This window comes from Kosakonia sp. PSU_27, assembly GCF_039409795.1.
Classification (GTDB): Bacteria; Pseudomonadota; Gammaproteobacteria; order Enterobacterales; family Enterobacteriaceae; genus Kosakonia.
This window is the reverse complement of record NZ_JBCIVK010000005.1, coordinates 240,823-266,774: the sequence shown is the minus strand read 5'-3', so window position 1 is coordinate 266,774 and position 25,952 is coordinate 240,823. Positions and strand designations below refer to the sequence as shown.

General features: G+C 51.5%; 30 protein-coding genes. 14 read left to right on the top strand and 16 right to left on the bottom strand.

The window, feature by feature from the left end; translation table 11 throughout:
- Window positions 1-19: 19 nt before the first annotated feature.
- Together AAIG26_RS14210 and AAIG26_RS14205 are read right to left on the bottom strand one after the other, a co-directional pair.
- Window positions 20-292, bottom strand: a complete 273-nt coding sequence (locus AAIG26_RS14210; protein WP_045512581.1) for a hypothetical protein — start codon at window positions 290-292, stop codon at window positions 20-22.
- Complete coding sequence (locus AAIG26_RS14205) at window positions 276-1,439, bottom strand: PAAR domain-containing protein (protein WP_343180807.1); 1,164 nt, start codon at window positions 1,437-1,439, stop codon at window positions 276-278. The genes AAIG26_RS14210 and AAIG26_RS14205 overlap by 17 nt, the downstream gene beginning before the upstream one ends.
- Window positions 1,440-1,844: 405 nt before the next feature.
- On the opposite strand from AAIG26_RS14205, the gene AAIG26_RS14200 reads away from it, so the two are divergent.
- The 6 genes from AAIG26_RS14200 (at window position 1,845) to AAIG26_RS14175 (ending at window position 6,990) form a co-directional block, all read left to right on the top strand.
- Window positions 1,845-2,636: a hypothetical protein gene (locus AAIG26_RS14200; RefSeq protein ID WP_343180806.1), complete on the top strand. Its 792-nt coding sequence runs from the start codon at window positions 1,845-1,847 to the stop codon at window positions 2,634-2,636.
- A 108-nt stretch (window positions 2,637-2,744) separates the two neighbouring features.
- Complete coding sequence (fliB, locus tag AAIG26_RS14195; protein WP_343180805.1) at window positions 2,745-3,962, top strand: flagellin lysine-N-methylase; 1,218 nt, start codon at window positions 2,745-2,747, stop codon at window positions 3,960-3,962.
- Between the two features lie 210 nt (window positions 3,963-4,172).
- A complete protein-coding gene (locus AAIG26_RS14190) occupies window positions 4,173-4,667 on the top strand; it encodes an ATP-binding protein (RefSeq protein WP_097406135.1) in 495 nt (164 codons plus the stop codon).
- A 76-nt stretch (window positions 4,668-4,743) separates the two neighbouring features.
- Window positions 4,744-4,974, top strand: coding sequence for a 4Fe-4S mono-cluster protein YjdI (yjdI, locus tag AAIG26_RS14185; RefSeq protein WP_017457634.1), 231 nt, complete (start codon window positions 4,744-4,746; stop codon window positions 4,972-4,974).
- An 11-nt stretch (window positions 4,975-4,985) separates the two neighbouring features.
- Window positions 4,986-5,258 carry a GNAT family N-acetyltransferase gene (locus AAIG26_RS14180; RefSeq protein WP_020455113.1) on the top strand — a complete coding sequence of 91 codons (273 nt, stop codon included), beginning with the start codon at window positions 4,986-4,988 and terminating at the stop codon, window positions 5,256-5,258.
- A gap of 271 nt (window positions 5,259-5,529) precedes the next feature.
- Window positions 5,530-6,990, top strand: a complete 1,461-nt coding sequence (locus AAIG26_RS14175; RefSeq protein WP_343180804.1) for a methyl-accepting chemotaxis protein — start codon at window positions 5,530-5,532, stop codon at window positions 6,988-6,990.
- A 192-nt stretch (window positions 6,991-7,182) separates the two neighbouring features.
- Here the strand turns inward: AAIG26_RS14175 and AAIG26_RS14170 are convergent, their stop codons facing one another.
- The 3 genes from AAIG26_RS14170 to uxuA all read right to left on the bottom strand — a co-directional run bounded on the left by AAIG26_RS14170 (window position 7,183) and on the right by uxuA (window position 11,043).
- Entirely contained in the window at window positions 7,183-8,388 is a 1,206-nt protein-coding gene (locus AAIG26_RS14170) for an MFS transporter (RefSeq protein ID WP_343180803.1), read from the bottom strand.
- A gap of 186 nt (window positions 8,389-8,574) precedes the next feature.
- Window positions 8,575-9,909, bottom strand: a complete 1,335-nt coding sequence (locus AAIG26_RS14165; protein ID WP_020455110.1) for a gluconate:H+ symporter — start codon at window positions 9,907-9,909, stop codon at window positions 8,575-8,577.
- 66 nt (window positions 9,910-9,975) lie between these two features.
- Window positions 9,976-11,043, bottom strand: a complete 1,068-nt coding sequence (gene uxuA / locus AAIG26_RS14160; RefSeq protein ID WP_343180802.1) for a mannonate dehydratase — start codon at window positions 11,041-11,043, stop codon at window positions 9,976-9,978.
- A 383-nt stretch (window positions 11,044-11,426) separates the two neighbouring features.
- Between uxuA and cspA the strand changes: the two genes are divergently transcribed.
- Together cspA and AAIG26_RS14150 are read left to right on the top strand one after the other, a co-directional pair.
- Entirely contained in the window at window positions 11,427-11,639 is a 213-nt protein-coding gene (gene cspA, locus AAIG26_RS14155; RefSeq protein WP_086873559.1) for an RNA chaperone/antiterminator CspA, read from the top strand.
- Between the two features lie 9 nt (window positions 11,640-11,648).
- Window positions 11,649-11,837 carry a cold-shock protein gene (locus AAIG26_RS14150; RefSeq protein ID WP_071925288.1) on the top strand — a complete coding sequence of 63 codons (189 nt, stop codon included), beginning with the start codon at window positions 11,649-11,651 and terminating at the stop codon, window positions 11,835-11,837.
- A 90-nt stretch (window positions 11,838-11,927) separates the two neighbouring features.
- On the opposite strand, the gene AAIG26_RS14145 is transcribed toward AAIG26_RS14150, so the two are convergent.
- Window positions 11,928-12,707, bottom strand: a complete 780-nt coding sequence (locus AAIG26_RS14145; protein ID WP_343180801.1) for a helix-turn-helix transcriptional regulator — start codon at window positions 12,705-12,707, stop codon at window positions 11,928-11,930.
- Between the two features lie 108 nt (window positions 12,708-12,815).
- Between AAIG26_RS14145 and AAIG26_RS14140 the strand changes: the two genes are divergently transcribed.
- Complete coding sequence (locus AAIG26_RS14140) at window positions 12,816-13,577, top strand: methyltransferase domain-containing protein (protein WP_343180799.1); 762 nt, start codon at window positions 12,816-12,818, stop codon at window positions 13,575-13,577.
- A gap of 40 nt (window positions 13,578-13,617) precedes the next feature.
- Here AAIG26_RS14140 and AAIG26_RS14135 read toward each other — a convergent pair whose 3' ends face one another.
- Window positions 13,618-14,499, bottom strand: coding sequence for an alpha/beta hydrolase (locus AAIG26_RS14135; protein ID WP_343180798.1), 882 nt, complete (start codon window positions 14,497-14,499; stop codon window positions 13,618-13,620).
- A 139-nt stretch (window positions 14,500-14,638) separates the two neighbouring features.
- Here AAIG26_RS14135 and AAIG26_RS14130 point away from each other — a divergent pair, with 139 nt between their 5' ends.
- On the top strand, window positions 14,639-15,214 hold the full coding sequence (locus tag AAIG26_RS14130) for an ABATE domain-containing protein (protein WP_343180797.1): 576 nt from the start codon (window positions 14,639-14,641) through the stop codon (window positions 15,212-15,214).
- A 130-nt stretch (window positions 15,215-15,344) separates the two neighbouring features.
- Entirely contained in the window at window positions 15,345-15,713 is a 369-nt protein-coding gene (locus AAIG26_RS14125; protein WP_343180795.1) for a hypothetical protein, read from the top strand.
- A gap of 101 nt (window positions 15,714-15,814) precedes the next feature.
- On the opposite strand, the gene AAIG26_RS14120 is transcribed toward AAIG26_RS14125, so the two are convergent.
- On the bottom strand, window positions 15,815-16,726 hold the full coding sequence (locus tag AAIG26_RS14120; protein WP_343180793.1) for an NAD-dependent epimerase/dehydratase family protein: 912 nt from the start codon (window positions 16,724-16,726) through the stop codon (window positions 15,815-15,817).
- 103 nt (window positions 16,727-16,829) lie between these two features.
- Between AAIG26_RS14120 and AAIG26_RS14115 the strand changes: the two genes are divergently transcribed.
- The gene (locus tag AAIG26_RS14115) at window positions 16,830-17,762 is read left to right on the top strand and encodes a LysR family transcriptional regulator (protein ID WP_343180792.1); all 933 of its coding nucleotides are present in this window, start codon (window positions 16,830-16,832) and stop codon (window positions 17,760-17,762) included.
- A 64-nt stretch (window positions 17,763-17,826) separates the two neighbouring features.
- The gene (locus tag AAIG26_RS14110; protein WP_020455100.1) at window positions 17,827-18,948 is read left to right on the top strand and encodes a cupin domain-containing protein; all 1,122 of its coding nucleotides are present in this window, start codon (window positions 17,827-17,829) and stop codon (window positions 18,946-18,948) included.
- A 56-nt stretch (window positions 18,949-19,004) separates the two neighbouring features.
- On the opposite strand, the gene AAIG26_RS14105 is transcribed toward AAIG26_RS14110, so the two are convergent.
- The 3 genes from AAIG26_RS14105 to AAIG26_RS14095 form a co-directional block, all read right to left on the bottom strand.
- The gene (locus AAIG26_RS14105; protein WP_343180791.1) at window positions 19,005-19,316 is read right to left on the bottom strand and encodes a CcdB family protein; all 312 of its coding nucleotides are present in this window, start codon (window positions 19,314-19,316) and stop codon (window positions 19,005-19,007) included.
- Window positions 19,317-19,319: 3 nt separating this feature from the next.
- Window positions 19,320-19,565 carry a type II toxin-antitoxin system CcdA family antitoxin gene (locus tag AAIG26_RS14100; protein WP_343180789.1) on the bottom strand — a complete coding sequence of 82 codons (246 nt, stop codon included), beginning with the start codon at window positions 19,563-19,565 and terminating at the stop codon, window positions 19,320-19,322.
- 137 nt (window positions 19,566-19,702) lie between these two features.
- The gene (locus tag AAIG26_RS14095) at window positions 19,703-20,419 is read right to left on the bottom strand and encodes a nitroreductase family protein (protein WP_082071801.1); all 717 of its coding nucleotides are present in this window, start codon (window positions 20,417-20,419) and stop codon (window positions 19,703-19,705) included.
- Between the two features lie 483 nt (window positions 20,420-20,902).
- Here AAIG26_RS14095 and AAIG26_RS14090 point away from each other — a divergent pair, with 483 nt between their 5' ends.
- Entirely contained in the window at window positions 20,903-21,334 is a 432-nt protein-coding gene (locus AAIG26_RS14090; protein WP_045512538.1) for a hypothetical protein, read from the top strand.
- Between the two features lie 2 nt (window positions 21,335-21,336).
- Here the strand turns inward: AAIG26_RS14090 and oxyR are convergent, their stop codons facing one another.
- The 5 genes from oxyR to bcsD form a co-directional block, all read right to left on the bottom strand.
- Window positions 21,337-22,251, bottom strand: coding sequence for a DNA-binding transcriptional regulator OxyR (oxyR, locus tag AAIG26_RS14085; RefSeq protein WP_020455094.1), 915 nt, complete (start codon window positions 22,249-22,251; stop codon window positions 21,337-21,339).
- Window positions 22,252-22,461: 210 nt separating this feature from the next.
- Complete coding sequence (locus AAIG26_RS14080; RefSeq protein ID WP_097406150.1) at window positions 22,462-23,472, bottom strand: glycosyl hydrolase family 8; 1,011 nt, start codon at window positions 23,470-23,472, stop codon at window positions 22,462-22,464.
- Between the two features lie 43 nt (window positions 23,473-23,515).
- Window positions 23,516-24,445, bottom strand: coding sequence for a UTP--glucose-1-phosphate uridylyltransferase GalU (galU, locus tag AAIG26_RS14075; RefSeq protein ID WP_343180787.1), 930 nt, complete (start codon window positions 24,443-24,445; stop codon window positions 23,516-23,518).
- 34 nt (window positions 24,446-24,479) lie between these two features.
- Window positions 24,480-25,439 (bottom strand): sensor domain-containing diguanylate cyclase, encoded by a 960-nt coding sequence (locus AAIG26_RS14070; protein ID WP_045512536.1) that lies wholly within the window; start codon window positions 25,437-25,439, stop codon window positions 24,480-24,482.
- A 46-nt stretch (window positions 25,440-25,485) separates the two neighbouring features.
- Window positions 25,486-25,947: a cellulose biosynthesis protein BcsD gene (bcsD, locus tag AAIG26_RS14065; RefSeq protein ID WP_044489478.1), complete on the bottom strand. Its 462-nt coding sequence runs from the start codon at window positions 25,945-25,947 to the stop codon at window positions 25,486-25,488.
- Window positions 25,948-25,952: the final 5 nt, after the last annotated feature.

Here is a 25,952-nt window from a genome sequence, read left to right as displayed (position 1 = left end):
ATCCAGTACTTCTTATTCATCATCTTACCTTTTTAAAGATAAGTAAGATGAGCGGCACACAGATCGCAAAGCCAAAGAAGGCGGCGTTATAAATGCCGTTTGTAGCTTGCATAAGTGAATCAATCGCCTGGTAATACTCTTTTAATGGAACAGGGTTTGAAACAAGAGTCTGATTTTCAGAGAAAATAGCGAATGCTTGTGAGGCGACAAACAGCCCAAGGAAGTAACCTAGGCAGACAATACAAATCCCTCCCCATCGGAGCATGGTTTTAGTTCTACTCGTCAACGTCATAAGATCCACCTAATACACCGCCAAAAGTACCGCTGGAATATTGTGATAATGAATCACCAGTAGCGGCGAACCCCGCCGCAATGTGCTGAATTTTCCCTTTTGGTGACTCTTGATAGGGCGATAAATTGTCCTTATTGGAATAGAGTTTTTTAAACTCGTCCGTCATTTCAATAACTGTCATTGATGAGAAGTCAGAACTTTTGATCTCAAGATAACGCTGCAATGAGAGAGGAATGGTGAAATCTTCTTCTAACTCGATAGGAATCTGAGTCGTGGTGGATGTGTAGCTATGTTCGAATACCATCGACCCGGCAAACTTAATTCCCTCAACAGAGTGAGTGGTACAATTATTTCCTGTTACGTCGTACTCATCGATGGTGTGGCCTCTTCGCTTGATTTTTTCTTCCATCTTAGATGTTTGAATCGCTGGTTCGCCTTTGTTCCAAAGATCTTCAAAAAATTGCCTCGTTTTCGTCGGGTCAGCGTCACCTATACGGAATGCTCTTGCGCCCATCCGATATAGCTCGACCCTATAGTAATCTCTTGCGTCTTCATCTTGCAGGAAGTTAAGAATACCGTCCCCCGTGAAACCTCCGGGAGCGGTTCTACCGTATCGCCCGTATGTGTAAAGGGAGACAGTGTTGTTCTCATGTACCGAAACGAAAACGTGACCTGCTCTTTTGATTTCAGTCCAGATATAAACGCCGTTCAATAGCGGGTTATCTTCGGGCCCACAGGTGTCCGCAAAGTTATTTTTCTTCTTCGCCGCTTGTGCATATTGTTCAGGTTCTGCAATTTTTGCAGGTTGAGGAGGAGCGTTTGCAACTGGCGGGGCAGCGACAGGAATGGCTTTAACTGGTTTTGCTTCTTCAAGCCAATAAGAGGCATTTGGAAATGACGAAATAAATCTTGCTCTACAGGGACATGTGCTTCGGCTATGCAACGTCCCTGCTGCTGCAACGCCATAAATCCAGTAATCGGGTATGCCACCCGCGATGTAGTAGATCTTTCCATCTTTACCACACGATACAGAGTCACCATTCCTTGCGGTCGCCATCCCGCCAAAGCTATGGCGCGGAGAGCCTGAAAGAATACGGCCGCCGCATGTTGTCTTATCGCCAGGACGTAGAAAATAACCCGTTGGCATAGAATCATCCTTAATAAATTTTATTTACAGAGATACTTACGCAAGCATTTCGATTTACCTGTTGTTTTCATCCTGACCGTTCAATAATCACTAATTATGCTGCCCGCATAACAGTTTGATGAATCATAAATAGAGGCGCATATCGCCAGTAATTTATATTTCTCTCCTCTAAGTTTGGTTTTTTTCACTCTCCTGCCGGGGGATTATTCTACAAACACGTATCCTGATTTTTATAGAGAATATGCTTACGTTAAATTCTGATTTTTAAATAGCATCAGAAGAGGCATTTCAGGTGTTGCGTGAGGTTCTCTGTTAGAGCATGAAGGCCTGTCATCCCGTTTTTACGCATAAAGTTTTATTCCCTGCTGCCGTTAATATGAGCAATGGACTTCAGGAGTATTGCGCATGCTTCGCCCCACGTTTACTGGCTCTCTCGATCTTTACGTATCCTCTTCCGCCAAAGGAGGAACGGTTCGTACTCAGGAGGCCACCCGCACCAGTGAAACCGTTAACCCCACGCCTGCCAGCATCGTGACGCTCAGCCCGCAGGCGAAAGAGTATTACGAAAATTTGCAGGAAAACCTCACCACGCTTAATCGCTTTACGCAGGAAAATGCCCGGAACAGTAAAGCGAATGCGCGCGCAAAACTTGAGGCATTGAAACGGGAAATCGCCCGCCTGAAAGCGCTGGCCATGTTGTTTGGCGGCTCCGGGGGCTACATTATGAAACAGCTCAAACAGCTATCATCTCAGCTTGGACAACTCGCTTCCCAGCTAGGTCAGAGTGATAACACTGGTGCAGGCAATGGTGCCGATGCTAACGCTTCTGACGCAGCACAAGCTTCTACCGGTGAAAGCGATGAATCTGCCATAAAAGCGCAGGCCGCCTCTGACGCTGAAGTGAGCGACGAAGAAAATCCGACCGAAAAAGAAAAGTCGGCAGAGATCGCGGGCGCACAGTCTACTATCGATAACGTTATCAATACGCTACAAAACGCCAGCCAGAGGCAGGAAGACGCCCGTTCTCTGAAAGAAGCGCTCCGGGAGCTAAAATCGCTGCTGTCGCTGATTAAAAGCAAAATGCGGGAAGAGGGAAAAGCGTCTGGCAATGAGCGCAACGATGTTGCCTCTGTTGAGCAGAATCTTAACGACAGTGGAAATATCATTTCGCAGATGGAGCTAACTCCAGGATTTTAAGCGCGCGGAACCATGTGGTGAAATGCTGAATATTGTGCGCGCTTATGCAACTTTTGATATTGACTTTTGTCGTGTAACTTTCTGCTTTTCATTTATAAAGAATGTATTATGCGACACCATAAAACAGTGACACCTGTTTTCTTTGATAAATTCAAATGCGTTGGCCCGGATTGTTTAATTTCCTGCTGCCGTAGCTGGAAAATAAATATTGATAAGAAAACGCATCAACGTTATCTGTCCTCATCCAATCCTGTTATTGCGGCCATTGCGAAAGAGAATTTAATCCCGGTTCATAACGGCAAAAATGAATATTCGGTCATTAAATTGAATGAGGATAAGCAGTGCCCGTTTGTTGATGAAAACCGGCTTTGCATGGTTCACCGTGATTTAGGTGAAAAAGCGTTATCCCCTACATGCTCAACCTATCCGCGTGGTGTACGCAAATATGCCGATGAAGTACGCTTTAGCATGACGCTCTCCTGCCCGGAAGTGGTACGCCAGGTGCTTTTCGAGCCGCAAAGCATGCTGCTGCAAGAGAAAAGCACGCTGGTTGCCCGCTCAAAAGTAAAATTACTGCAGCAGCAAAAGCCGCGAGACCAGGTGGGCCATCTGATACATCTTTTCGCCTGGAATCTGGTTCAGGCGCAGAGCAACAATATTGAAGAGAATTTGATGGCGCTGGCGCAATTTATTCTCTATCTGCAAATGCTCAACTTTGATCTGCAGAATAATCTGGCTGAAGTGGAAAACTTTTATGCAGGGCTGATCGATGAACTACAGAACGGTCGAACGCTGCTTCGTGCGCAAAATACCGTTCGCGCGGCCAGTATGAAAGTCGATGCGTTAACCGTGATGGGTAAACATGTGGCGAAATACGCTTCGCGCGATCCGCTGATATCACAAGGACACCTGCAAGTTGCTGAATATCTGGCAATTACGCCAGAGACGAAAGCGTCGGTGCTGAGTGAGAAGTTTGCCGCTCTTGATCAGCAGTGGGAGCAATTGTGCAAGCATTCTTGTCTGGGTGAACCGCATGTGCTGCGAAACTACTTACTGTATAAGCTTTATGAAAGCGATTTTCCCGGTACGAATACGGCGACAATATTGCGTCAGTTTTATCGCATCGTTATGGACTATTTTTATCTCAAAACGTTCCTCAGCGTACAGTCGCTGCATGTTGAGATAGACCCGCCACTGGTGATGAAAACGATCGCCAGTTTTTCTGAAAAAACCATGCATAACAGCACCATCAACAAACGCATGGATGCCGCGATCGATACGATCAACGGCGGTGATGATCTCTCCTGCCTGCTGTTGATCGGCTAACCACAATGGGGCTGGCTATAAGCCCCACCCATACAAACCGTTGGCAACGGAGCAGGTTTGCTGCTACGTTGCCAGCATGCCTGTTAAATATTCACCTCATTTATCTATTGCGAGCATTATTCGCACCGTCAATCGACCGGTGGGATAACGTTCGTCCTTTTCCCGCCAGCACGGCGGGGCCTTGCTGGCAGCAACCTGCGAGGTGATGTTATGAATGTTTGTTCCGCTTCTTCTGCAACACTCCATCTTCTGTGCGGCAAAATCGCATCGGGTAAATCGACGCTTGCCAGCGAGCTGGCAAAAGCGCCATGCACGGTGGTGCTGAGCGAAGATAGCTGGTTATCGTTGTTATTTAAGGACGCGATGACCACCGTTGAGGACTACGTTTTCTACTCGGCAAAATTAAAATCCGCCATCAAGCCGCATGCCATCGCGCTACTGCGTGCAGGCGTTAATGTGGTTCTCGATTTTCCCGCCAACACGCTGGCCAGTCGCCAGTGGATGATGTCGATCGTTAACGAATCCGGCGCGCCGCATTTGTTGCACTACTTGCCGGTTAGCGATGAGATTTGTAAGGCGCGTTTACGCCAGCGAAATGCCGCAGGTGACCACGATTTTGCCGCTACCGACGAGCAGTTTGCGCTTATTACCCGCTACTTTGTCGAACCGACTGAACAAGAAGGGTTTCGTATCGTTCGTTATTGATTAAACGCCGGAGGGTGCGTAAAAGTAGAGCGGCTATGCTTACTTTTCCAACACCAAAAAGAACAGGGGCAATGTCATGGATAAGGAACTGCTGGACGCGGGTTACCGCGTCTATACCGGTGAAAAGATTGACGTTTATTTCAATACCGCGGTCTGTCAGCACGCAGGAAACTGCGTACGCGGCAGCGCGAAGCTTTTTAACCTGAAACGCAAACCGTGGATCATTCCCGATGAAGTGGATGTCGCAACGGTGGTGAAAGTCATTGATACCTGCCCGAGCGGTGCGCTGAAGTACCGCCACAACTAAGTGAGAAAACCATGGAAATTCTGGAAGGCCACAACAAGTTTTATGTTAATGACGCCCAGGGAACGCAGGTTGCTGAAATCGTCTTCGTTCCCACCGGCGAGCATTTAAGCATTATTGAACATACGGATGTGGATCCGAGCCTTAAAGGGCAAGGCGTAGGTAAGCAGCTGGTCGCGCGGGTGGTGGAAAAAATGCGTGCGGAAAACCGTAAAATCATCCCGTTATGTCCCTTTGCCAAACACGAGTTTGATAACACACGCGAATATGACGATATCCGTGCGTAAATAAAAATACCGGCAACGCCGGTATTTTTGATATGCAATCCAGTAAATAGCTTTTAGTTTTTTCGCTTTATTAATTCGCATTTTCAGAATTTATTCATTTTTGGCAAAATAGTTGTTTCCTTATGGGTGAAGGAGTATATGTTAGCGTTGCTAATAATCCTGAATAACCCATTGGGCGCAGACTGCGTTTATCGTTGCAGTATGCGTTTTTCCTTGTGCTTTATTCATGGTGAAACAAATTGAAATTTACTTGATGAATCAAGGATGGGGTATGTCTGTAAAGAAGGGAAGATTAAAATATACCGTTATATTTTCTTACGTGATTCTTTTTACTTCGCTTTTATTTGTTTCGGGCTATTCGCTGCTCGCTCTGAACAATATCAAAGAGAGCGTGAGGGGCTTAGCTCTCGGGTTTTATCAATATGATGCGCTTGCTCAGACGAGTGCACGTTTGCAGTTCGAAGGCCTGACAGCGACGCAGAGAAGTGCGGCGCTGGCAGAGGTTACCAGAGCCTATAACGGTTTTCTTCAGGTTGCGCCGGTCAAGACCGAAAGTGGCGTGAAAATGACGCGGGAACTCACCTCAGCTATTGAGTCGATTAAACAAGAGCCAACGCGTGAAAATGTTAATACGTTTAATAAGCTGGCCAGGAATTTTCGTGGATTAATCGTCAAATATGATGTTCAGGGCACGCAGGATTATGTTGCTTCAGTCCATAGATTTACGGTTATCACTATCATAACCACATTATCTGCGTTTTTAATTGCATCAGTGATTTTGTTCTTTATATTGCGCAATGAATTTTTGAGTATTACCAATACAATCAAAAAGAATATTCATAGGATATCGCAAGGGGATTTGCATCACGACGCTGATAATAGCGGTGGCGATATTAATGGGGTGCACCATGAACTTGATGGAATGAGAGCATCGCTGACAAAAATCACCGCTTCGCTTAAGACATCGGCCGCGCAGATAAAATTAATCTCCGGCGAAATGGCCAGCGGCAATCACGATCTCGCTTCACGCACTGAACAGCAGGCCAGCGCTTTACAACAGACCGCCGCCAGCATGGAAGAGATAAAAACCACCGTTGTCGGTAACACCGAGCATGCTCATCAGGCGAATATGTTAGCGGCAAAAGCCAATGAAATCGCGCAAGCTGGCGCACAGTCCATGTCGATCGTGATCGCCGGGATGAAAAAAATTGAACAAAGCACGGCGCATATTGCAGAGATTAACCATGTCATTAATGGTATCGCGCATCAGACGAATATTCTGGCGCTGAATGCCGCAGTAGAGGCAGCACGTGCCGGGGAGCGTGGGCGCGGATTTGCCGTGGTGGCAAGCGAAGTGCGTAGCCTGGCGAGACGAAGCGCTGAAGCCGCCGATGAGATCAATTCGCTCATCCAGGGCTCAATGCACGATGTCAGCGCTGGCGCGAATCAAGTTCAGGATGCAGCGAAAGCGATGGAAGACGTGGTGGATTCAATATCGCAAGTTAGCGCCATTATGAATGAGATTACCCACTCCTCCGAAGAGCAGCGCACCGGTGTGAACCAGGTGGCAGTTGCGCTCAACGAGATGGATAGAGCCACGCAGCAAAATGCAGCGCTCGTCGAGCAGTCGGCGGGAATCGCGCAAAGCATGGATCAGTACGCGCAGCAGCTGGCCGATGTTGTGGCGTTCTTTTCCCTTGATGAGCAGAAAAAAACGCCGTCAGTCCACTGACCGTGCAGGAGGGCTGCAAAACCCGTATTAACTCACCCATCCGCTCCCTGCGCCGCGTAAAACGCAGGGAGCGAAACGCAGACAACGTTCAGGTTTCGCCAGGCTGCTTATCCAGCCGAAATACAATAGCCAGCCTCACTACACGCCTTATCTGATGGCAGCTCAGCCAGAATGACGCTGTGCTCACATAAATCAGCTGCGATAGCGCAGCAGCACCATCATCACCAGCGCCAGCGTGCTGAATGAAACTGTATATAACGCCTGCGCTGCCCCCCATTCTGCCGCCAGTAAGGCGGCAATCAGTGTCGCCACGGCGGCGCAGCATGATTGCCAGCGCCATACTTTTGCCGTAGCGGTGGGAACGGTATCGGCATGGAAATTGTGCAACAAGCCGAATGTCCCGACGGCAAAGACCATATTCGACGCCAGATGAGCGGCAAAGATGATGAGCAGCGCGATTTCAGGAAAGGATGTTAAACCCGGCAGCACACAGTAAGCCGCCAGAAAGGCCAGTAAACAGCCGACGAGATACCGGTTGTGGCTGGCATAGCGTTTGAGGTTATCGGCCTTTAGCAGCAGCGGGCCACAAAGCTGACCCAGGCTGCGCGCAAAGATAAGCGGCAGCGCAAGCTCAGTGGTTTCCGCGGGACGCATTTGCTGTATCAGCGCCGGGAGCAACGCCATTGCCGGCGCGCCAACGGCGGCAAGCGCCGGTAACAACAACAAGCTGCGTTTTTGAATGACCGGTAAATGATGCCAGCGTAGGATCACTCTCTTTTCGTGGCGATCCTCGTGGCTTACCTGCGGCAGGTAACGTGCCGTGGCGCATAGCAACACCGTAGACAACACGAAACTGATGGCATCGATTGACAGCAGTGACAACGGTGATACCCGGTCAAAAAGCACCACGCCGGCGCCTGCGCCCAACAACACCTGAGAGGCGAAAATCACCGTTTCCATACTGGTCGCCGCCGGCAGTTCGTTTGCACTTAAACCCCGTTTAAAAACCAGGCTCATGGCAGGCCAGGATAACCCGGCGGCAAATGCTTCGAGTGATTGCACTGCAAGCAGCGCGGGAATGCTGTGCGCCAGCAAGCCGTAGAGGGGGAAAAGCAGCCCGGCAAGGCCAATTAGCTCACACAGCAACAGTAAGTGCAGCGGCGAAACACGCCGGCACCCGTATTCCCCTAATAAACTGCCAAAAAAACCGGGTAGCGTAGCCAGCATATAGCTCAGCGTGAGCGTTGCCGGGGAGGCATGCCAGCGTAATAACTGACCAAGGATCAGGGTTTGCGTTAACCCATTGCCGATAGAAGAAAAAAGATAGGCACTACCAAACAAGCACAGCCAGCGGTGCTGGCGCAGCGCGCGCACCAGAACCATCAATAATGTGTTCATTGTCGACATTCTCACGTAAACAGAAAACCGCGTGCGGCATCCAGCGCACGGTGCAAAGGTATGTTCACAAAGAAAATGTCGTTACATTGGCGAGCCTGATGAATTGCAGAGATCTGTAAACCTAGCATCACTTTTCGCGAAAGAGAAGGGGGCGGGCACATCCTTGTCCCCGTCGGTTTTCATCCGCTACGCGATAAACAGGCTGAGCAGCAGAACCATACCTAAGCCGACCACCGAGTTTATTAACTCCAGCAGCCCCCAGGTTTTGAAGGTGTCTTTCATCGAAATGCCGAACGTCTCTTTAAACAGCAGAAAACCGCCGTCGTACATCAGTGTGATGGTGTTGCTGCCGCAGGCAACGGCCAGGCACATCAGTGCCGGATTGAGGTGAAACGCGCTGACCATCGGCGCAACGATACCCGCCGAGGTGATGGCCGCGACGGCGCCCTGTCCGGTGAGAATGCGGATTATCGCCGTGATTATCCACGCCACGATAAACGGCGACAGCGGGACGTGACTCATAATGTCCACGATATGGTTCCCCACACCGGAAACTACAATCACCTGTTTCAGAATGCCGCCGGCGCTGATGACAAACAGCACATTGGCGATTTTCGCAATCGCGTCGCTGGCGCAGTGGGTGACGCCTTCTGCTGACATCCCACGCTTGATGCCAAGAAACCAGATTGCCGCCAGCGTGGCTAACAGCATGCTGATTTCCGCGCTGCCAAAGAAGGTGCAGACTTTTACCAGCTCCGAGCCTGCGGGCATTAACCCTTTGATAATCGACGCGACAATCATTAGCACCGCCGGGATCAGCGGGATCAGAATGCTGATGCTGAACGGTGGCAGATCCTGCGCGGTTTTCTCTTCGACCGGTTTCAGTAGCGAATTCAACGGAATCGCGTTAATACCCGGCAGGTATTTGGGCAGCAGAATGCCCGCGCAAAACAGCGCCGGGATAATCACTAAAATGCCGTACAGATAGACCTGCACAATGTCGGCGTTGAATGCGCTGATGAGCGCGACCGGGCCGGGCTGCGGTGGGAAAAGGCTGTGTCCCATGGTCGCGCCAACCACGGTGGGCACCACTAATTTCATATACGGAATATTGGCTTTTTTAGCGATATTCAGCACCAGCGGCATTGCAATCAAAAATGCCACTTCATAAAACATGGCGATGCCAAAAATAACGCCGATAAACATCAGCCCGACCGAAAGAAAACGCGTCCCGCAGCGTTCAATAACGCTATCCGCAATACGCTGGCTGGCTCCGGATTCGGTCATGAATTTACCGATGATAGCGCCAAATATAATAATCAATGCAAGATGGCCGAGAATACTTCCCAGACCGTCCTGAATAACCGTGACAATTTTATCCAGCGGAATACCTTCCATGATCGCAACAAATATCCCTGCAATCAGCAAGGCGAAAATATTGTGAAATTTATATTTAAGATTCATAACGACCAGGAGCGCAATACCAACCAGCACCCAAAATAGCGCTAACAACGGGGACATAGAGAATACCTTTCGGATTTGCCTTACATGAAAGCCGGTGGAGTCACCGGCCTGAATGACATTTTATTAATGTTGTTTTTCGAGTGCTTCCCACAAACCGTGCAGGTAGGTGACACCGAGGGCGCGGTCGTAAAGCCCGTAGCCCGGACGCCCGGTTTCGCCCCAGATAAAGCGCCCGTGGTCGGGGCGGATATAACCATCAAAGCCGTTATCGTAAAGTGATTTCATTATCTGGAACATATCCAGCGAGCCGTAGCGGGATAAATGCGCAGACTCATAAAAATCTTTATCTTTAATGAGTTTAATATTTCTAACGTGGGCAAAGTGAATACGTTTGCGGCGGGTAAATTCTGCGAGGATTTGGTAGACATTATTATCCGGATCTTCAGCAATGGAGCCAGTGCATAATGTAATACCATTGGCTTCTGAATCCACCGCATTACAAATCCAGTCGAGATCGTCGCGGTTTTTTACAATACGCGGCAGCCCAAAAATAGAATACGGCGGATCGTCCGGATGAATGGCCATTTTTATACCGACTTCTTCACACACTGGAATAATGCGTTTAAGGAAATACACCAGGTTTTCGCGCAATTTCGCGTCGTCGACATCTTTATACTTGGCAAACAGCTCCTGCACTTTTGCCAGCCTTTCTGGCTCCCAGCCGGGCAGGGCGAAACCGTTGGAATTCTCCAGCACCTCTTTCACGACTTCATCAAGAGTTTTATCGATGCCTTTTTTCTCGAACGCCATGGTGAGTGAACCGTCTGGCAGAACATAGTTCATGTCGGTTTTCATCCAGTCGAAAACCGGCATGAAGTTATAGCAAATCACCTTGACGCCGACTTCCGCCAGGTTGCGAATAGTTTGCTGGTAGTTGGCAATTAGCTGCTCGCGGCTGGGCTGGCCAATTTTGATATCATCGTGAATGTTGACGCTTTCAATGACTTCCATTTTTAAACCAGCCTGATGAACCTGATCGGCAAGCGCGCGGATTTTCTCTTTAGACCACACCTCGCCAACCGGAACATCATAAAGCGCGCCAACGACACCTTCGACGCCGGGAACTTGCCGGATGTGCTCCAGCGGAATTTTGTCTTCAACTGGACCAAACCAGCGCATTGTCATTTGCATGCTCATTACCACCCTTAAACGTTTTGCTTAACTACCATACTAGTATTGATAATAGCCGGATGGTAAGCGCATTTGTGCGATCCACTTCACACAAACCCCTTTGCCGGGATTGAATCCCTGAGAAGCAAACAGAACAGCACGTTAATCTGCTGATAACGCTTTACTGACAAATATTTTTAAAATAGTGCTTGCGCTGTCAAAGCAACCATGCGTTAATGCGTCGTCGGTTTGATAAATCATTATCTCCAGCAGTTCACTAAAGTCTTTCTCATCTCTAAGTACCTCCTTGCTACTTCTTTTTGGGTCTTCGCTTTATACTCTGATAAAAATAATGTCTCAGACCATTACTGCCGCATTCGGCGAACAAAAAGAAGGTAATAAGCATGTCTACTAAAATGAACGGTATCGTTAAATGGTTCAACGCTGAGAAAGGCTTCGGTTTCATTACTCCGAAAGATGGCAGCAAAGATGTATTCGTACATTTCTCCGCTATCCAGAGCAATGCATTCCGTACTCTTGAAGAAAATCAAGAGGTTGAGTTTACTATTGAGAACGGCCCGAAAGGTCCGGCTGCGGCCAATGTGATTCCGCGCTAAGGATTTAGAATTATTAATCGTATTCATTTTCGCTGCCCGTGCTGTCACGGGTCGCAATACCGAATTTCCAGCTTTGATATAACTGAGAAAAATCCGGCAGGTGCCAAATGTATTTTTTGCAAATCAGCAATGACCACATTTGATAATATCGCCGCATTTGTTCAGGCCAGCCAGGCGCCACTGGAATTCCGTAAATAATAAAAAAACAGGTCAGTTTTCTGGCCTGTTTTTTTTATGTCGAGCAATAAACTTCATTTTTTTCTGCGATATACAGAATCCGCGCCCGAATTACTCGTCCATTAACATAATCATTTTGATCGAACGGTTGCTGGTTAGCTGCCATGTCATCTGCCGGTAGTGCAACTCGCCTTGTTGCGGATGATGAAAAACGCGCTCGCCACCCTCACGCACCACCACTTGCTGGCGCGACCAGAACGCGCGAAACAGTTCGCTGTCGTTACTCAGACTCTGCACAAACAGGTTCAGTCCTTTGTCGTGCGGGTAGTGCATCGCGTCCGCGCGTAGCTCGGCGACAATCCGGCTGGCGCGCGTTTCCCAGTTGACAACCAGCGTTTGCGCCAGCGGGTGGCGAAACATAAAACTCATCATATTCGGTTGGGTATCCTTATCCAGCCAGCCGCTGAACAATGTCTCAGCGGGTGTATTCCACGCCAGCATATTCCAGGTCAAATCCAGTAAATAGCAGGGGCAGGCCATCTGATTCACCGTGGCCAGCACAGCAGGTTCGACGGTAATGACGTGCTCTTCCTGCGGGTCGTTTTGCAGCGCCAGATGAAACAAATACTTGCGCTCTGCGGCGCTCATTTTTAACACGTTGGCGATATTCGACAGCGTTTGCGGCGAAACAACAATATCCCGCCCTTGTTCAATCCACGTATACCAGGTGGTGCTAATGCCGCTAAGTTGCGCCACTTCTTCCCGCCGCAATCCACGCGTGCGCCGCCGCCCTTGCGCCGGCAAGCCAATATCTGCAGGCGCGGTATTTTCCCGCTGCGATCGCAAAAAAGTGCCAAGGGTTTTCGGCCCGGCAAATAAGGTACTTTCCATGGGGGGTACTCATTAATACCAGTATAAGTACACATATTGTACCCCTATAAAGGCGGTCGTATAGTCGCCAAAGAGCAACTTTTTGTCGTGCTAAAAAGGAAAAAGAGAATGTCGGTTAATCATCATGAGTTAACAAAAAAGCAGTTTGGCGACCAGGCCCAGGCCTACCTGACAAGCCAGGTGCATGCGCAAGGCGCAGATTTAGTGCGTCTGGTCGAGTGGCTGAGTACTGATGCGGATGCCTCGCTGCTGGATTTAGGCTGCGGTGCCGGGCATGCCAGTTTTGCCGCCGCAGTCGTGGTGCGCGAGGTAACAGCGTATGACTTATCGGAAAAAATGCTGGCGGTAGTGCGCCAGGCGGCGAGCGATCGTCAGTTACACAACATCACCACCGCACACGGCGCGGCGGAAAAGCTGCCCTTTGCCGACAATACATTTGACGTGGTAATCAGCCGCTACTCGGCGCACCACTGGCATGATGTCGCGCTGGCGCTGCGCGAAGTAAAACGTGTGCTGAAACCCGGCGGGAAATTTATCCTGATGGATATCGCCTCGCCTGGCCGTCCGGTGCTGGATATCTGGCTGCAAACCATTGAAGTGCTTCGCGATCCGTCCCACGTACGTAACTACTCGCCAGCCGAGTGGCTGCAAATGACGCAGCAAAGCGGCATGCAGGTTGAGAAGATGGTTTCTGATCGGCTGGCGCTGGAATATCAGCCCTGGGTGGAACGCATGAACACGCCGGAGGTATTGCGTGCGGCGATCCGCTACCTGCAAAATCAAACCTCCGACGAGGTGAAAGCGCACTTTCTTATTGGCGACGATGGCTCGTTTACGTCCGACACGCTGATGTTTCAGACGCGTGCGTAAGCAAAATCGGTGCGCCCACCACGCGGGGTGCACCGGTTTCTTAGCCAATCGCGTTACCGATCACATCACGAATGCGTTGGGCAATGTAGCCAGCATGGGTTTCCAGTGCGAAATGCCCGGTATCAAGCAGCTCGACCACCGCATTTGGATTATCGCGTTTATAAGCGTGCGCGCCTGGCGGGATAAAAAACGGATCGTGCTCGCCCCAGATAATCAGCGCGGGTGGCTGGTGGGTGCGGAAAAAGGCCTGAAACTCCGGGTAGCGCTTCAGGTTGTTGGCGTAATCAAGAAACAGATCCAGCTGGATCGCTTTATTTCCGGGGCGCTCCATCAGTAATGTATCCAGTTGATAACCTTCCGGTGCGACAGTTTCAGGATCGCGCACACCGTGCAGGTACTGCCATTTTGTCCCTTCCAGATTGAGGATCGCATCGTGAACGACCTGCCGGTTTTCCGCGGTCGGCGCGTGCCAGTAAGCCTGTACCGGCGCCCATGCGTCGCCTAAACCGTCCAGATACGCATTGCCATTTTGCGAAATAAACCCGCTCACCCGCTGCGGATAATGCAGCGCCAGCCGCAATCCGGTCGGCGCACCGTAATCAAAAACATACATGGCAAAACGTTGCAGATTCAGCGCATCGACAAAAGCAATCAGCGTGTTTGCCAGCCCATCAAAGCTATAGCGGTAATCGCGCTCAGCGGGAACTTCGGTAAAGCCGAAGCCGGGCAGATCCGGGGCGATAAGGTGAAACTTATCTGCCAGCAGCGGGATCAGTTCGCGAAACTGATGCGAAGAGCTGGGAAAACCGTGCAGCAGCAGTAATACCGGGTTTTCCGGGTTACCGGCTTCACGGTAAAACACCTTGACGCCATCGGCGTCTGCATACTGATAGCGAACCGGGAAATGCGTATTGGCAGCCATATCGTTACCTCTTTTGAAACCGTTAAAAGTTAATTTATAGGGTTACTTCGAAGCTGAGTATGGCGAAAGCATGTAACTGTGTAAAATATATTTTATCGGTTACAATGTGCGGGGCAATGAGAAACAGGGGAGGGCAACGATGACAGCAGCCATGTTACCCGGTGCGGAAGGCCCGTGGTTCATAGCCGAAGACCACGCGCTGGATTTTATCAACACGCTGGCGATGGCGGAAAAATCGCCGCATGACTTTTGGCAGTCCGATGACGATGTGCGCCAGTGGCTACAGCATGTCGGTTTGCAGGTTAACGCGATGGCAAAGCCGGGAGAGTTGCTGGCTGAGGCGCGTAAGCTGCGTGCGTTGATCCGCCAGCTTGTCGAAGAGAAAAAGCACGGGCGGGAACTGTCGCTGGATGAGCTGAACGGCTGGCTGGCGCAGGCGCAAAGCCACTTACGCCTCGTAGTCGATGAGCAAGGCGCGCTGCAAACGCAGCGCGTATATCTGCTTGATACGCCGCAGCAAGCACTGGCACCGGTCGCAGAACAGGCGGCAGCGTTACTGGCAAACGGGCAGTTTGACTATATCCGCCAGTGCGAACACCCGGATTGCACACTGTGGTTTTACGATAAGACCAAAGCGCATCGCCGCCGCTGGTGCAGCATGGCGCTGTGCGGCAACCGGGCGAAAGTGGCCAGATTTCGCGCCAAAAGTAATTAATCCGTGACCCAATGGTGAATAAGCCACGGTGACATAAACACTTTGGCACCATAGGCCTCGCGCAGTGCCTGCCAGAAAGTAAATTTGCGCATAAGTCGCTGTTATAAATTTGCTTAGGGTTTGAGGACTAATGAATCAATCTCTGCTGGTGCTGGTGCTGGTGCTGGTGCTGGTGCTGGTGCTGGTACTGGTGCTGGTGCTGGTGCTGGTGCTGGTGCTGCGACGCTGTTGGCTCTTTTATGGCGCAGGCCGCGCCAACGAGTTTTCTACCAGCATATTTTTCCGGCAACGCGGGTTTCGCCACTTGAAAATGCGCAAGGCGCTGCCGCAACGCCGAAAATCAACGGCGTCGATATTTAGTATCTCATCGTGGCCAACGCCAGTGACGCGACGATCGTTAGCGGTTTGCCGGAATTGGCCGCGCAAAATGTCACTTTGCGGCACAACAATATCGCCGCCAACTACGGTATGTGAACCGGCAGGGGAATGCGGTGCATAGCGAGGTGCAGCAAGGGGCAATGCCGGAACAGTGCCGCAGACGGCGTTGAACCTAAATTGAGGAATTGCCCGGCATGTCAGCGCTGCCGGGCAAATACTGCTTTAGCGTGGGATAATATTTTCCGCTTTCAGGCGGTCAAACAGCGCGGTGAAGGAATCCAGCGTGCTGCGATAACCGGTAAACCCGGCTTTTCGGCTCTTGCTCATATCAGCGAAGGCTTCCATCGGGCGACCGAGATCGGCATCCGTATGCCACCAGGAGGCCAGTTTACCGATGTCTGATTCTGCCAGTTGATACTTGTCCGCAATCTCTGTCCACGCCGCTTGCGCCTCTTGCATGCGCCCTTCCAGCGGCATCATGCTCGCCGGGAAGGCGGCCGCTTCAATGCCGAAATAAGCCGCCAGCCGCGGCCATAACCAGTTCCAGCGGAACACATCGCCATTCACCGCATTAAAATCTTCGTTCGCGCCACCGTCGCTCACCGCCGCCCAGCTCAGCTGCTCCGCCAGTAAACCGGCGTCGGTCACATCGGAGACACCGTTCCACTGCTCAGGTGAGCCAGGGAAGATAAACGGCCACCCTTTTTCGCGGCACAACGTGGCGTAAACCGCCAGCGTCTGCCCCATGTTCATGGCGTTACCGAGCGCATACCCGATGATGCTGTGCGGGCGATGTACGCTCCAGCGATAACCGTATTTTTTCGCCCCGGCCAGGCGTTCGCCCAGCGCATCAATGACATTTTTCACCATCGCGCCATTGACGCGAATATTGGCTTTTTCATTCTCCTGGCGCGCCCAGACGCTAAAGAACAGCGCATCGGGTTTCTCACTTTTCAGCGCCTCGTTGACCGCCGCCGCGTCGGTTAAATCCGCCGTCAGGCTGGTGCAGTCCGCCGGAACTGCGCCGCGCCCGCGTGATAAACCAGTAACCTGCCAGCCGTCTGCCAGCAGTTTCTCCGCCAGCGCCCGGCCAATCACGCCGCTGATGCCGACAATTAATGCTTTTTTCTGCATGAGATATTCCTCTGGGTTTTGTCTACCTCACAGGCTAATAGAGAATTAATTTCTTATCTCTGGTATTAATTCACATCATTCGTAACTTAAATTCACTAATGCCATGAGCGATCAACGTCTGAAAGATATCCTCCCCTTCGTTGCCAGCGTTGAAGAGGGGAGTTTTACCGCAGCGGCGGAACGCCTGCATCTGACCGGCTCGGCGGTGAGTAAAAGCGTTGCCCGTCTGGAAGCGCGGCTGGGTTCGCGTTTGCTGGAGCGCACCACGCGTCGTCTTGAAGTCACCGATGCCGGGAACGCGTATTACCAGATCTGCATTCGTATCCTGGAGGAGCTGGCGGAAGCCGAGTCGGTGCTGGCGGCACACCGCACCATTCCGTCCGGGCGGTTGCGTCTCGCCGTGCCAAACACCTACGGGCGGCTGGGCGTGATGCCGCTGCTGATCCCGTTTTGTCAGCAACACCCGGAAATTGATCTTAGTTTGACTTTCTCCGATCGTTTTGTGGATCTGTTCGATGAGGGGATCGACGTTGCTGTACGCATCGGGCAAACCGTCGATCTACCCGCATCGCTGGGGTGCCGGCAAATTGGTCGTGAAAAGATGGTGTTTTGCGCCGCGCCCGATTACCTGCAACGCGCCGGGACGCCACAACATGAGGCGGAGCTGATGCAGCACCGGGCTATTCTTTATGAGCGGGTGGATGGCAGCACCAAGCCGTGGTTATTTACCACCGCCGACGGGCACCCGGAGTGGCGCCGCGTGCCGTATCGCATGGCGCTCGGCGATGTCGATGCGCAGGTGCAGGCGCTTTGCGCCGGGTTGGGCGTTGGGCAGATGCCGACCTGGCTGGTGCATGAGCATGTGCAGCGCGGCGAGTTGCAGGTAATTATGCCGCAATGCCAGCCGCAGGGGCTGGCGCTCACGCTGGTGTGGCCGCGCCGCAAGCAGCTATTACCAAAAGTGGACGCGTTACTGATGGCGCTCGGCGCGCTGGAGATATCTCCGCCGCTTGCCGCACCAGCACTTGACCAATGACAAGGCGGGTGGGTAGGGACTCTCTTTATAATCAGCCCCGTTTCCCTTCTCACTGGTGTGATTTATGGCTTACCAACTCAACCTCAACTGGCCGGAATTTCTTGAAAAATACTGGCAAAAGAAACCTGTTGTCCTGAAACGCGCGTTCCCGGATTTTGTCGACCCGATTACGCCAGACGAACTGGCCGGGCTGGCGATGGAGCCGGAAGTCGACAGCCGTATTGTCAGCCATGTGAATGGTCAGTGGCAGGCGTGGAATGGCCCGTTTGAGTCGTTTGATCATTTAGGCGAAAAAGACTGGTCGCTGCTGGCGCAGGCGGTTAACCACTGGCATATGCCCTCAGCCGAGCTGGTGAAGCCGTTTCGCGTGCTGCCGGAGTGGCGTTTTGACGATCTGATGATTTCTTACTCCGTGCCGGGCGGCGGCGTTGGCCCGCATATCGACCAGTACGATGTGTTTATTATTCAGGGGATGGGCAGCCGCCGCTGGCGCGTGGGCGATAAACTGCCGATGCGTCAGTTCTGTCCGCACCCGGCGCTGCTGCATGTTGATCCGTTCCCGCCGATCATTGATGAAGATCTGGAGCCGGGCGACATCCTCTATATTCCGCCAGGATTCCCGCATGACGGTTTTACACACCAGGAAGCGTTCAACTACTCCATTGGTTTCCGTGGGCCGAACGGCCGCGATCTGATCAGCAGTTTTGCTGACTACGCGCTGGAAAACGATCTCGGGAACGAGCACTACAGCGACCCGGATTTAACCTGCCGCGAACATCCGGGCCGGGTAGAAGCGTACGAGCTGGAGCGCGTGCGCAATATGATGATCGAGTTGGTTAGCCAGCCGGAGCATTTCAAACAGTGGTTTGGTAGCTTTATTTCCACGCCGCGCCACGAACTGGATGTCGCACCGGAGCCGGACGATTACCGCGTTGAGGAAATTGTCGATGCGCTAAAAGAGGGGCAGGTGCTGACGCGCCTTAGCGGTTTACGTGTGCTGAACGTTGACGGCAGCGTCTTTATCAACAGCGAATATCTGGACACGGCCGATGCGCAGGCCGCCGATGCGCTGTGCCGCTACACCATTATCGGCCGCAAAGAGTTGGGCAACGCGCTGGATAACCCGGCTTTTGCACAAGAGCTGACCGATCTGGTGAATCAGGGTTACTGGTACTTCGACGAGTAAAATTTGTTCGTGTTTCCAGCAAAAAAGTGACTGAGCATTTATGGTGTTCAGTCACTTCAAATCCCGTTAAAAATAAAATCCATCGCGTTGCGGATCACGTCGCGCTGCGCGCGCATACTGCAAACCTCTTCACCCAAAATCGCCAGGCTGACGCCTACAAGATCGTGGGTCAGTAACAAATACGAGTTCCCTTCGATCTCCAGTACCGGGTTTAACCGCTCAACCCGGCGGCGATCTTTGTAATCCGCCAGTGGGCAGAGCGGGATCACCACCCGCGAGTTCATGCTACCGATAATATCGCTCTGTACATCCAGCAGAAACGGGAAATCCCGGCTGTTACTTTTGTTCCGATAAACCGAATATTGCATGGCTTAAAACTTCCTGTGTTCATCCGAGAAGTGGCCGCGTTCGGCAATAAATTCATTTAGATCGGCAATAGCGGCGGCATTTTCGCGCTTCCAGCGCTCAGCTGCCAGATTGCGCAGTTCACCTTGCAAGGCGGTCGCAAGTGTTTGCGAAAGGTTGATGCCTTCTTTGCGCGCTTGTTCCAGTAGCTCGCGCTCGACGGTCACGCTGACATTTTGCTTGTTTCGCTGTTTAGGTGTAGTAGCAGGCATGACGTCCCCCTCCTGTGTATAGATGTGTGTAGTATACGCAGGTGTTTGCATGCCATCTAGCCAAAATTTGTACAATACCAATACGTAGCGGAGAAAAAGAATTGCCCGCTCAGCGGGCAATATCTTTATCAATATCGTTATCTCGCGACGATAAAGCGCTTATCGTCGTCGATATAGCTCTTTTCATCAGCGGCAGTAACAATCGAACCAAAATTCATTTCTGCGCGCAGCTTCCAGCTTTCCGGGATCTGCCACGCGGCGCGAACATCAAGATCGATTAACGGGTTGTAGTGTTGCAGATTCGCGCCAATGCTCTTTTCCGCCAGCGCCAGCCACACCGCGTACTGGGCGATACCGCTGCTCTGTTCTGACCAGACGGGGAAATTATCGGCATAAGCGATGTACTGACGCTGCAGGTGAGTGACCACTTCCTGATCTTCAAAAAACAGCACGGAACCAGCGGCGGCGGCAAAACCGTCGAGTTTATCGGAGGTGGCGTGAAAGCTCTCCGCCGGGATCACTTTGCGCAGCTGCTCGCGCACCATCTCCCAGAAACGATCGTGCTCTTTACCGAGCAGGATTAGCGCCCGCGAACTCTGCGAGTTAAACGCCGACGGCGCCTGGCGGATGGCCTCTTTAATGATGTCAACCACCTCATCTTCGGCGATGGGCAAATCTTTGCCGAGGGTATAAATGGTTCTGCGTGCTTTGGCGAGCGAGAGGAAGTCGTCCACCGCAACGTGAGCAATCCTCGGTTTTAACTCCGCTTCCAGCAATGCCTGAGGCTTGATGGCAGGTGGTGCGTCATCGGTGCGGGCGAGCGTTGATTTTAATATTTGCTGAAACGGATCCATCAGGTGCGGCTCCTGTCATGAGCGTCAGTGGGGTTAAACGTGTCATTATCAGAGCATAGGCCAGAGCATTTCCATCCTTCAAATAGATGAAAGAAAGCGTGGTATTTGGCGCAAAAAAAGAGGTGCCACGGCACCACTCTCGTGATGATGTGGAAAAGGACGAGGCTGTTGAGATAATCCTGAACCATACCTTTCCCCTTTAGGTGATAGATTTTCATCTTACAGGCGAAATAAGCTCAATATTATTCAACAATAACCTGAGTAAGGCGGCATTTAATTTATGAAATAAATGAAAAACGGATATTTAGATCGATGCTGTCAATAATTGATCATGAATTAACCTTTTGCTTTATATGATTTTTTTAACGTTTTAAGACGATCCGCATAGCTAATTTTCCTGTTATTCTTTATTTTAAATAATATTCCTAAAGTATTTTCCAGACTGGTCGATGAATAGAGTTTCGCCAGGCATCGAGGAAAAAAATGAAAACGCAATCATTCGGTCAGGACCTGCCTTTGCACCCGGATCCGCAGGCGACGCAAAATATCCCGATCCCACCTTTTGTCGAGACCATTGCGGTGCGTTTATCCTGGGCCTCATCAGTTGCTGAATCGGAAGCGTATCGCCTGCTCGCGGCACCCTATTATCACGGTGCGGTGACGGCGGAAAACAGAGAACAGCTACTCGCACGCTTTCCTTTTATGGCGGAACTGAATGCGCCTGCGCCGATTGCCGACTATACGATTATGCTGGTCAGCCTGTGGCTTACTATTGAAGAGATGTATCACCGGGGCAAGTTATTGCCGGACGAGATTATGCAGGGATTAATGGCAAAAACGACAACCACGCATTTGCGTGATTGTCGTGAAAATGAAAACGGCTGCATGCAGAATATTCCACAACCGCACGATTAAGTTCACGCCATAACGTTGTAATCGAGAAGGTAGCGTTCCATATAACGGGCAATAACGTTGCGCAGAATTTCATATTTCTTGCGCATCGGATCGCTGCGGTGGAAAATCAGCACCACTTTACGTTTTGGCTCCGGGCTAACGCAGCGAATATAACGAATATTCTCGTTGCCGCCCTGCTGTGTGGAAAGCAGCGGAAAGAAAGAGACGCCGCGATTAAACGCCACACCGCGTCGCAGGGTTTCCAGATGCATGGCGACAAAGCGTGAATCCGGCTCCAGCTCAAATTGATAGCAGTAACGCAGTACCTGGCTATGCAGGCAGTTGCCGTCATCCACCATCAAAATCTTATTATTCTTCAGATGCCCCATATCGATTTCGCTCATTCGCGAATAGGGGTGCTGGTGGCTCACGCCCAGCACCAGCGGTTCGTCGAACAGCGGCAGCTCGACATATTTGCTGGTGTCTTTATTGGAAGTCATGATCGCGCATTTAATGGTGTCCGACTCCAGCATATGCAGCAACTGGTTAGTTTGCGCTTCGTGAATTTCCAGCTCGATTTCCGGGAAATTCTCGCGACACACCGTATTGAGATGAGAAAAAATATAGGGTGCGAGCGTCGGAATAATACCGACATCCAGCGTCTGCATCAGGTTCTGATAATGGCTGCTGCTGGCCATATTTTTCAGCGCTTCAATTTCGCGCAGCACCACCTGGGTTTGCTCAACCAGCCGCAACCCGGTTTGTGTGAAGCGGATCTTACGCGTGGTACGTTCCAGTAACTGCAAGCCCAGCTCATTTTCCAGCTTGCGTAACTGGGCGCTGAGCGTTGGCTGGCTGACATTACACGCTTCGGCGGCGCGCTGAAAATGGCGATGTTTCGCCAGCGCGACAAGGTACTCAAGATTACGGATGTTCATTGTGTTCCCCGGGGCGCAAGTTTCCGTTCTGCTGAGAACCCGCCTGTAACAACATGCTGTGCAAATGACGTGTGATTGTTTTCAACTCAGTCATCAGGTTTTCCCCCTCATGTTTGCACATGAGATTTGATGGTTTTTATTATTCATTTCGCGCTTGAAGCTTCCTGCCTGACTCCTGCGCAATCCCGCGCCGGCATTGTTGCTTTACTACTATTTCGTTTTTAATGAGACGGCAAAAAGCGACAACATGTGCAAAACGGACAAATAATAACCTTCGCCCGGTAGCACAGATGTCTCTATTTGCTGATAGTCGCCCATCGTTAAATCACGCACTGCCAGCATGCCGCCGGACATCGCGTAACTCGCCCGTTCGTCGCCGGAGACACTCACCCACGCAGGCGTCGTGCTGCGGGCATAATTAGCCCAATAATGACGGAAATTCTCCATCGAATGCGCTTGCGTATCGCTGAGGCTTAAATACAGCGGAACGCGAATCGCGTCATAACCAAATCGCGCCGGCCAGTTTTCGGCAGGCATGACTTCACCACTATTCTTAATAAAAATCCAGTCGCTGGGCAGTTGCGGCTTACCGAAGCGCGCTTTATTGAGCAATTCGAGGCTTGAGCTTTTTAACTTAAGCCAAATCTCATTATGCCGCTGCCGCCAGAAGCTCTCCCACGCCGGAAAAATAAAATAAGAGGGGTTAACAATATAGCCGTCGTCTTTGGTAAAACCGCTCAGCCCCGGCAGCAAAAGCAGGCGGGAATCTTGCTCAATAATCAGGCAATTGATCAGCGCATCCTGAATATTATTCGAAGCCGCCAGGTAACTCTGATCGTGCCATTTATTACCGGCCAGCAATAAGGCCCAGGCAATCAGCGTATCGCCGTCGCTGGCGTTATTTTCGTCCGTCACGTTGTGCGTCTTCGGATCGTAACGCCAGGCAAACAGCCACAGCGACGGGCGTAATAAGGTGTTGCGCGTCCAGCGCCACATTTTTTCAAACGTGGCGGGATCGTCATTCAGTACGGCCAGTAACATGCCATATCCCTGACCTTCCGAATGGCTGATATCGCCATTTTCATGGTCAACAATGCGGCCATCCTGGCTCAGGTAATTCTGCTTAAATAGCACCCAGTTACTGTCCTGGCTGTGGGCTGAAAAAGCGGTCATGGCCAGCGACAGTAACAAACACGGCATGAGCCAGGTGGTTCTTAACATGAGATTTCCTGTGGTAGAGATAGGGCAGTTACCTGCCCAGGCGTTACACCGCTTCAGCGATACGTTCTACGACCTCAGCCACCGGCTTGAGCGCCAGTTCATGCTGCAGCCAGTGGCGGAAAGCCGGGCCGGTCGCGCCGTGGCGCAGGCCGTACTCCACAAACGCTTTCATATAGCCAATTTTGTCCCCGCAGTCGTGTGACTTGCCGGTCAGCGCATAGGCTTCAACCGGCTCACGCGCCAGCAGCATAGCGATCGCATCAGTCAGTTGAATTTCGCCGCCTGCGCCAACCGGCGTTTTATGCAGCAGCGGCCAAATCGCTTTCGACAACACATAGCGACCCACCACCGCCATATCGGATGGCGCTTCATCGACCGGCGGTTTCTCCACCATGCCCTGTACCTGGCCGAAACCACCGGCGGGCAGGTTTTCACCGCCGCAATCCACCACGCCATAGCGCGAAACATCGTCGTGATTAACCTGCTCGATCATTAACTGGCTGGCGCCGGTGATGGTAAAGCGATTGATCATCGCCGCCAGGTTGTCCAGCGCCATATCGCACTGGCTATCGTCGATCAGCACGTCCGGCAGCACGACGACAAAATCGTTATCGCCAATTAGCGGCTCGGCGCACAGCACCGCGTGACCAAGGCCTTTCGAGTGACCCTGGCGCACATGCATAATGTTCATCCCCGCCGGGCAGATGGTGCGCACCTCTTCCAGCAGCTGGTTTTTCACGCGCGATTCCAGCAATGACTCCAGCTCAAAAGAGGTGTCGAAGTGGTTTTCTATGGCGTTTTTAGACGAGTGCGTCACCAGCACGATCTCGCGGATCCCGCAGGCGTAGCACTCCTGCACGATATACTGGATAAGCGGCTTATCGACGATGGGTAACATCTCTTTCGGAATAGCCTTGGTTGCCGGAAGCATACGCGTGCCGAGGCCTGCCACTGGGATTACAGCCTTTAACATAGTAATTTCCTGTTTTTTTATTGCTGTTTAAATATCAACACACAACGGTGTTAATGATGCCACCCGATTCATTAATGCCCGGAACCTGGTAGTTAATATAATTATCACCGCCTCGCGCCTTCACTTTATAAAGGGCGGTATCGGCGGCTTTTAAAATGGAAGAAAAATTCGGCCCATGTTCGGGATAACTGGCGACGCCAATACTGACCGATAATTCCACCGTCTGTTGCAGGTACTGCAAATACATCGGCTGGCGGGTGGCTTCGACAATTAATTGCAACACGCCACGCCCGGCAGGTTCGTCGACACCTTCAATGTACGTCAGCGCAAATTCATCGCCGCCAAGCCTGCCAAGCAGCGTGCCGCGAGAAATACACTGTTTCACCCGGCTGATAAAACAGCGCAGCACTTCGTCACCGGCGGCGTGACCCAGGTCGTCGTTAATGTTTTTAAAATTATCGAGATCGAGGATCGCCACCACAATCTGCGCGCCGCGCGCATTGGCGGCACGGATTTTCTTGCGGCTGCGAATATAGTAGCCCTGGCGATTCAGCGTTTTGGTTAATGCATCGTTGTGAGCGCGAAAATGTAATTTCTCGCGAATCGCCATGTGCCGGGTAATATCAAAGCCTAACAAAATAAACGCGAATATTTCACCACGCTCATCTCGCTTAGGCATTAAGCGGGTGTCGAGCCAGACAATTTCACCGCTCTTTTTACGCTGGGATATTTCTCCTTGCCAATTATCGCCGGTGGTTTTGGCGATATTTATCGCCGCCGCCAGTGAGATTTCCGTGTCGTCGTCCGCGGTCTGAAACAGCACCTGGCCTGTCACCTCATCCGGCGTAAAGCCGGTGAGCTGATAAAAGAACGGGCTGGCGTGAATCAGCCGCCCGGCGGTGTCGAGCACCAGCGAAACAAAGGCATTATCCTCCATATAATTAACGGCTTCGATTTCAAGTTTCCTGCCTGAAACCATAATTTCATTCACCATGATGATCACCTGATCGTTGATATAGAGTTTTCATGCCTTTGTGTACTTATTCGCCGATGGCGTAGCGGAAAATCAGTACATCTTCCGTGGCGTTGTCTTTCCAGCGTACCGGAACCTGGTTGCCCGCCCCCTGCGATACCAGCCACTGGGAGTAAGCCCCTTCCAGCACATACGCACTGGCACGACGCCAGCCCGCTTCATCGCGGTACTCCGGCGCGTGCGGCCAGGCGCAGTGCAGCAAGATCAGCTCGCGCTGCGCCGGTGCCATTTTCACAAAACCCCAGTTGAACAGCTCCAGCACCCGGTTAATGCTGGCTTCCAGTTCGCTCACCGTGGTGGCGTTATCAATGGGATACCACTGAGCCATCATCTGGCCGATGCGTCTCAGGGCGTCGGGATCTTTATCGCCACGGCCTTCGGTGTATTCGTTAAAAAACAGATACACCAGGTCATGCCAGCCAGCCTGATAATTGCGTTGTAAATAAGTGTCCTGATTGCTAAACATCATCTGTC

Coding starts and splice junctions, on each gene's coding strand:
- AAIG26_RS14145 (WP_343180801.1), bottom strand. CDS start 12,707: ATGGAAAGTACCTTATTTGCCGGGCCGAAAACCCTTGGCACTTTTTTG.
- AAIG26_RS14165 (WP_020455110.1), bottom strand. CDS start 9,909: ATGTCCCCGTTGTTAGCGCTATTTTGGGTGCTGGTTGGTATTGCGCTC.
- AAIG26_RS14105 (WP_343180791.1), bottom strand. CDS start 19,316: ATGCAATATTCGGTTTATCGGAACAAAAGTAACAGCCGGGATTTCCCG.
- oxyR (WP_020455094.1), bottom strand. CDS start 22,251: ATGAACATCCGTAATCTTGAGTACCTTGTCGCGCTGGCGAAACATCGC.
- fliB (WP_343180805.1), top strand. CDS start 2,745: ATGCGACACCATAAAACAGTGACACCTGTTTTCTTTGATAAATTCAAA.
- AAIG26_RS14095 (WP_082071801.1), bottom strand. CDS start 20,419: ATGGATCCGTTTCAGCAAATATTAAAATCAACGCTCGCCCGCACCGAT.
- galU (WP_343180787.1), bottom strand. CDS start 24,445: ATGTTAAAGGCTGTAATCCCAGTGGCAGGCCTCGGCACGCGTATGCTT.
- AAIG26_RS14125 (WP_343180795.1), top strand. CDS start 15,345: ATGAATCAATCTCTGCTGGTGCTGGTGCTGGTGCTGGTGCTGGTGCTG.
- AAIG26_RS14170 (WP_343180803.1), bottom strand. CDS start 8,388: ATGAACACATTATTGATGGTTCTGGTGCGCGCGCTGCGCCAGCACCGC.
- cspA (WP_086873559.1), top strand. CDS start 11,427: ATGTCTACTAAAATGAACGGTATCGTTAAATGGTTCAACGCTGAGAAA.
- AAIG26_RS14130 (WP_343180797.1), top strand. CDS start 14,639: ATGACAGCAGCCATGTTACCCGGTGCGGAAGGCCCGTGGTTCATAGCC.
- yjdI (WP_017457634.1), top strand. CDS start 4,744: ATGGATAAGGAACTGCTGGACGCGGGTTACCGCGTCTATACCGGTGAA.
- AAIG26_RS14180 (WP_020455113.1), top strand. CDS start 4,986: ATGGAAATTCTGGAAGGCCACAACAAGTTTTATGTTAATGACGCCCAG.
- AAIG26_RS14110 (WP_020455100.1), top strand. CDS start 17,827: ATGGCTTACCAACTCAACCTCAACTGGCCGGAATTTCTTGAAAAATAC.
- uxuA (WP_343180802.1), bottom strand. CDS start 11,043: ATGCAAATGACAATGCGCTGGTTTGGTCCAGTTGAAGACAAAATTCCG.
- AAIG26_RS14175 (WP_343180804.1), top strand. CDS start 5,530: ATGTCTGTAAAGAAGGGAAGATTAAAATATACCGTTATATTTTCTTAC.
- AAIG26_RS14080 (WP_097406150.1), bottom strand. CDS start 23,472: ATGTTAAGAACCACCTGGCTCATGCCGTGTTTGTTACTGTCGCTGGCC.
- AAIG26_RS14070 (WP_045512536.1), bottom strand. CDS start 25,439: ATGGTGAATGAAATTATGGTTTCAGGCAGGAAACTTGAAATCGAAGCC.
- AAIG26_RS14115 (WP_343180792.1), top strand. CDS start 16,830: ATGAGCGATCAACGTCTGAAAGATATCCTCCCCTTCGTTGCCAGCGTT.
- AAIG26_RS14135 (WP_343180798.1), bottom strand. CDS start 14,499: ATGGCTGCCAATACGCATTTCCCGGTTCGCTATCAGTATGCAGACGCC.
- AAIG26_RS14120 (WP_343180793.1), bottom strand. CDS start 16,726: ATGCAGAAAAAAGCATTAATTGTCGGCATCAGCGGCGTGATTGGCCGG.
- AAIG26_RS14100 (WP_343180789.1), bottom strand. CDS start 19,565: ATGCCTGCTACTACACCTAAACAGCGAAACAAGCAAAATGTCAGCGTG.
- AAIG26_RS14090 (WP_045512538.1), top strand. CDS start 20,903: ATGAAAACGCAATCATTCGGTCAGGACCTGCCTTTGCACCCGGATCCG.
- AAIG26_RS14140 (WP_343180799.1), top strand. CDS start 12,816: ATGTCGGTTAATCATCATGAGTTAACAAAAAAGCAGTTTGGCGACCAG.
- bcsD (WP_044489478.1), bottom strand. CDS start 25,947: ATGATGTTTAGCAATCAGGACACTTATTTACAACGCAATTATCAGGCT.
- AAIG26_RS14190 (WP_097406135.1), top strand. CDS start 4,173: ATGAATGTTTGTTCCGCTTCTTCTGCAACACTCCATCTTCTGTGCGGC.
- AAIG26_RS14205 (WP_343180807.1), bottom strand. CDS start 1,439: ATGCCAACGGGTTATTTTCTACGTCCTGGCGATAAGACAACATGCGGC.
- AAIG26_RS14210 (WP_045512581.1), bottom strand. CDS start 292: ATGACGTTGACGAGTAGAACTAAAACCATGCTCCGATGGGGAGGGATT.
- AAIG26_RS14200 (WP_343180806.1), top strand. CDS start 1,845: ATGCTTCGCCCCACGTTTACTGGCTCTCTCGATCTTTACGTATCCTCT.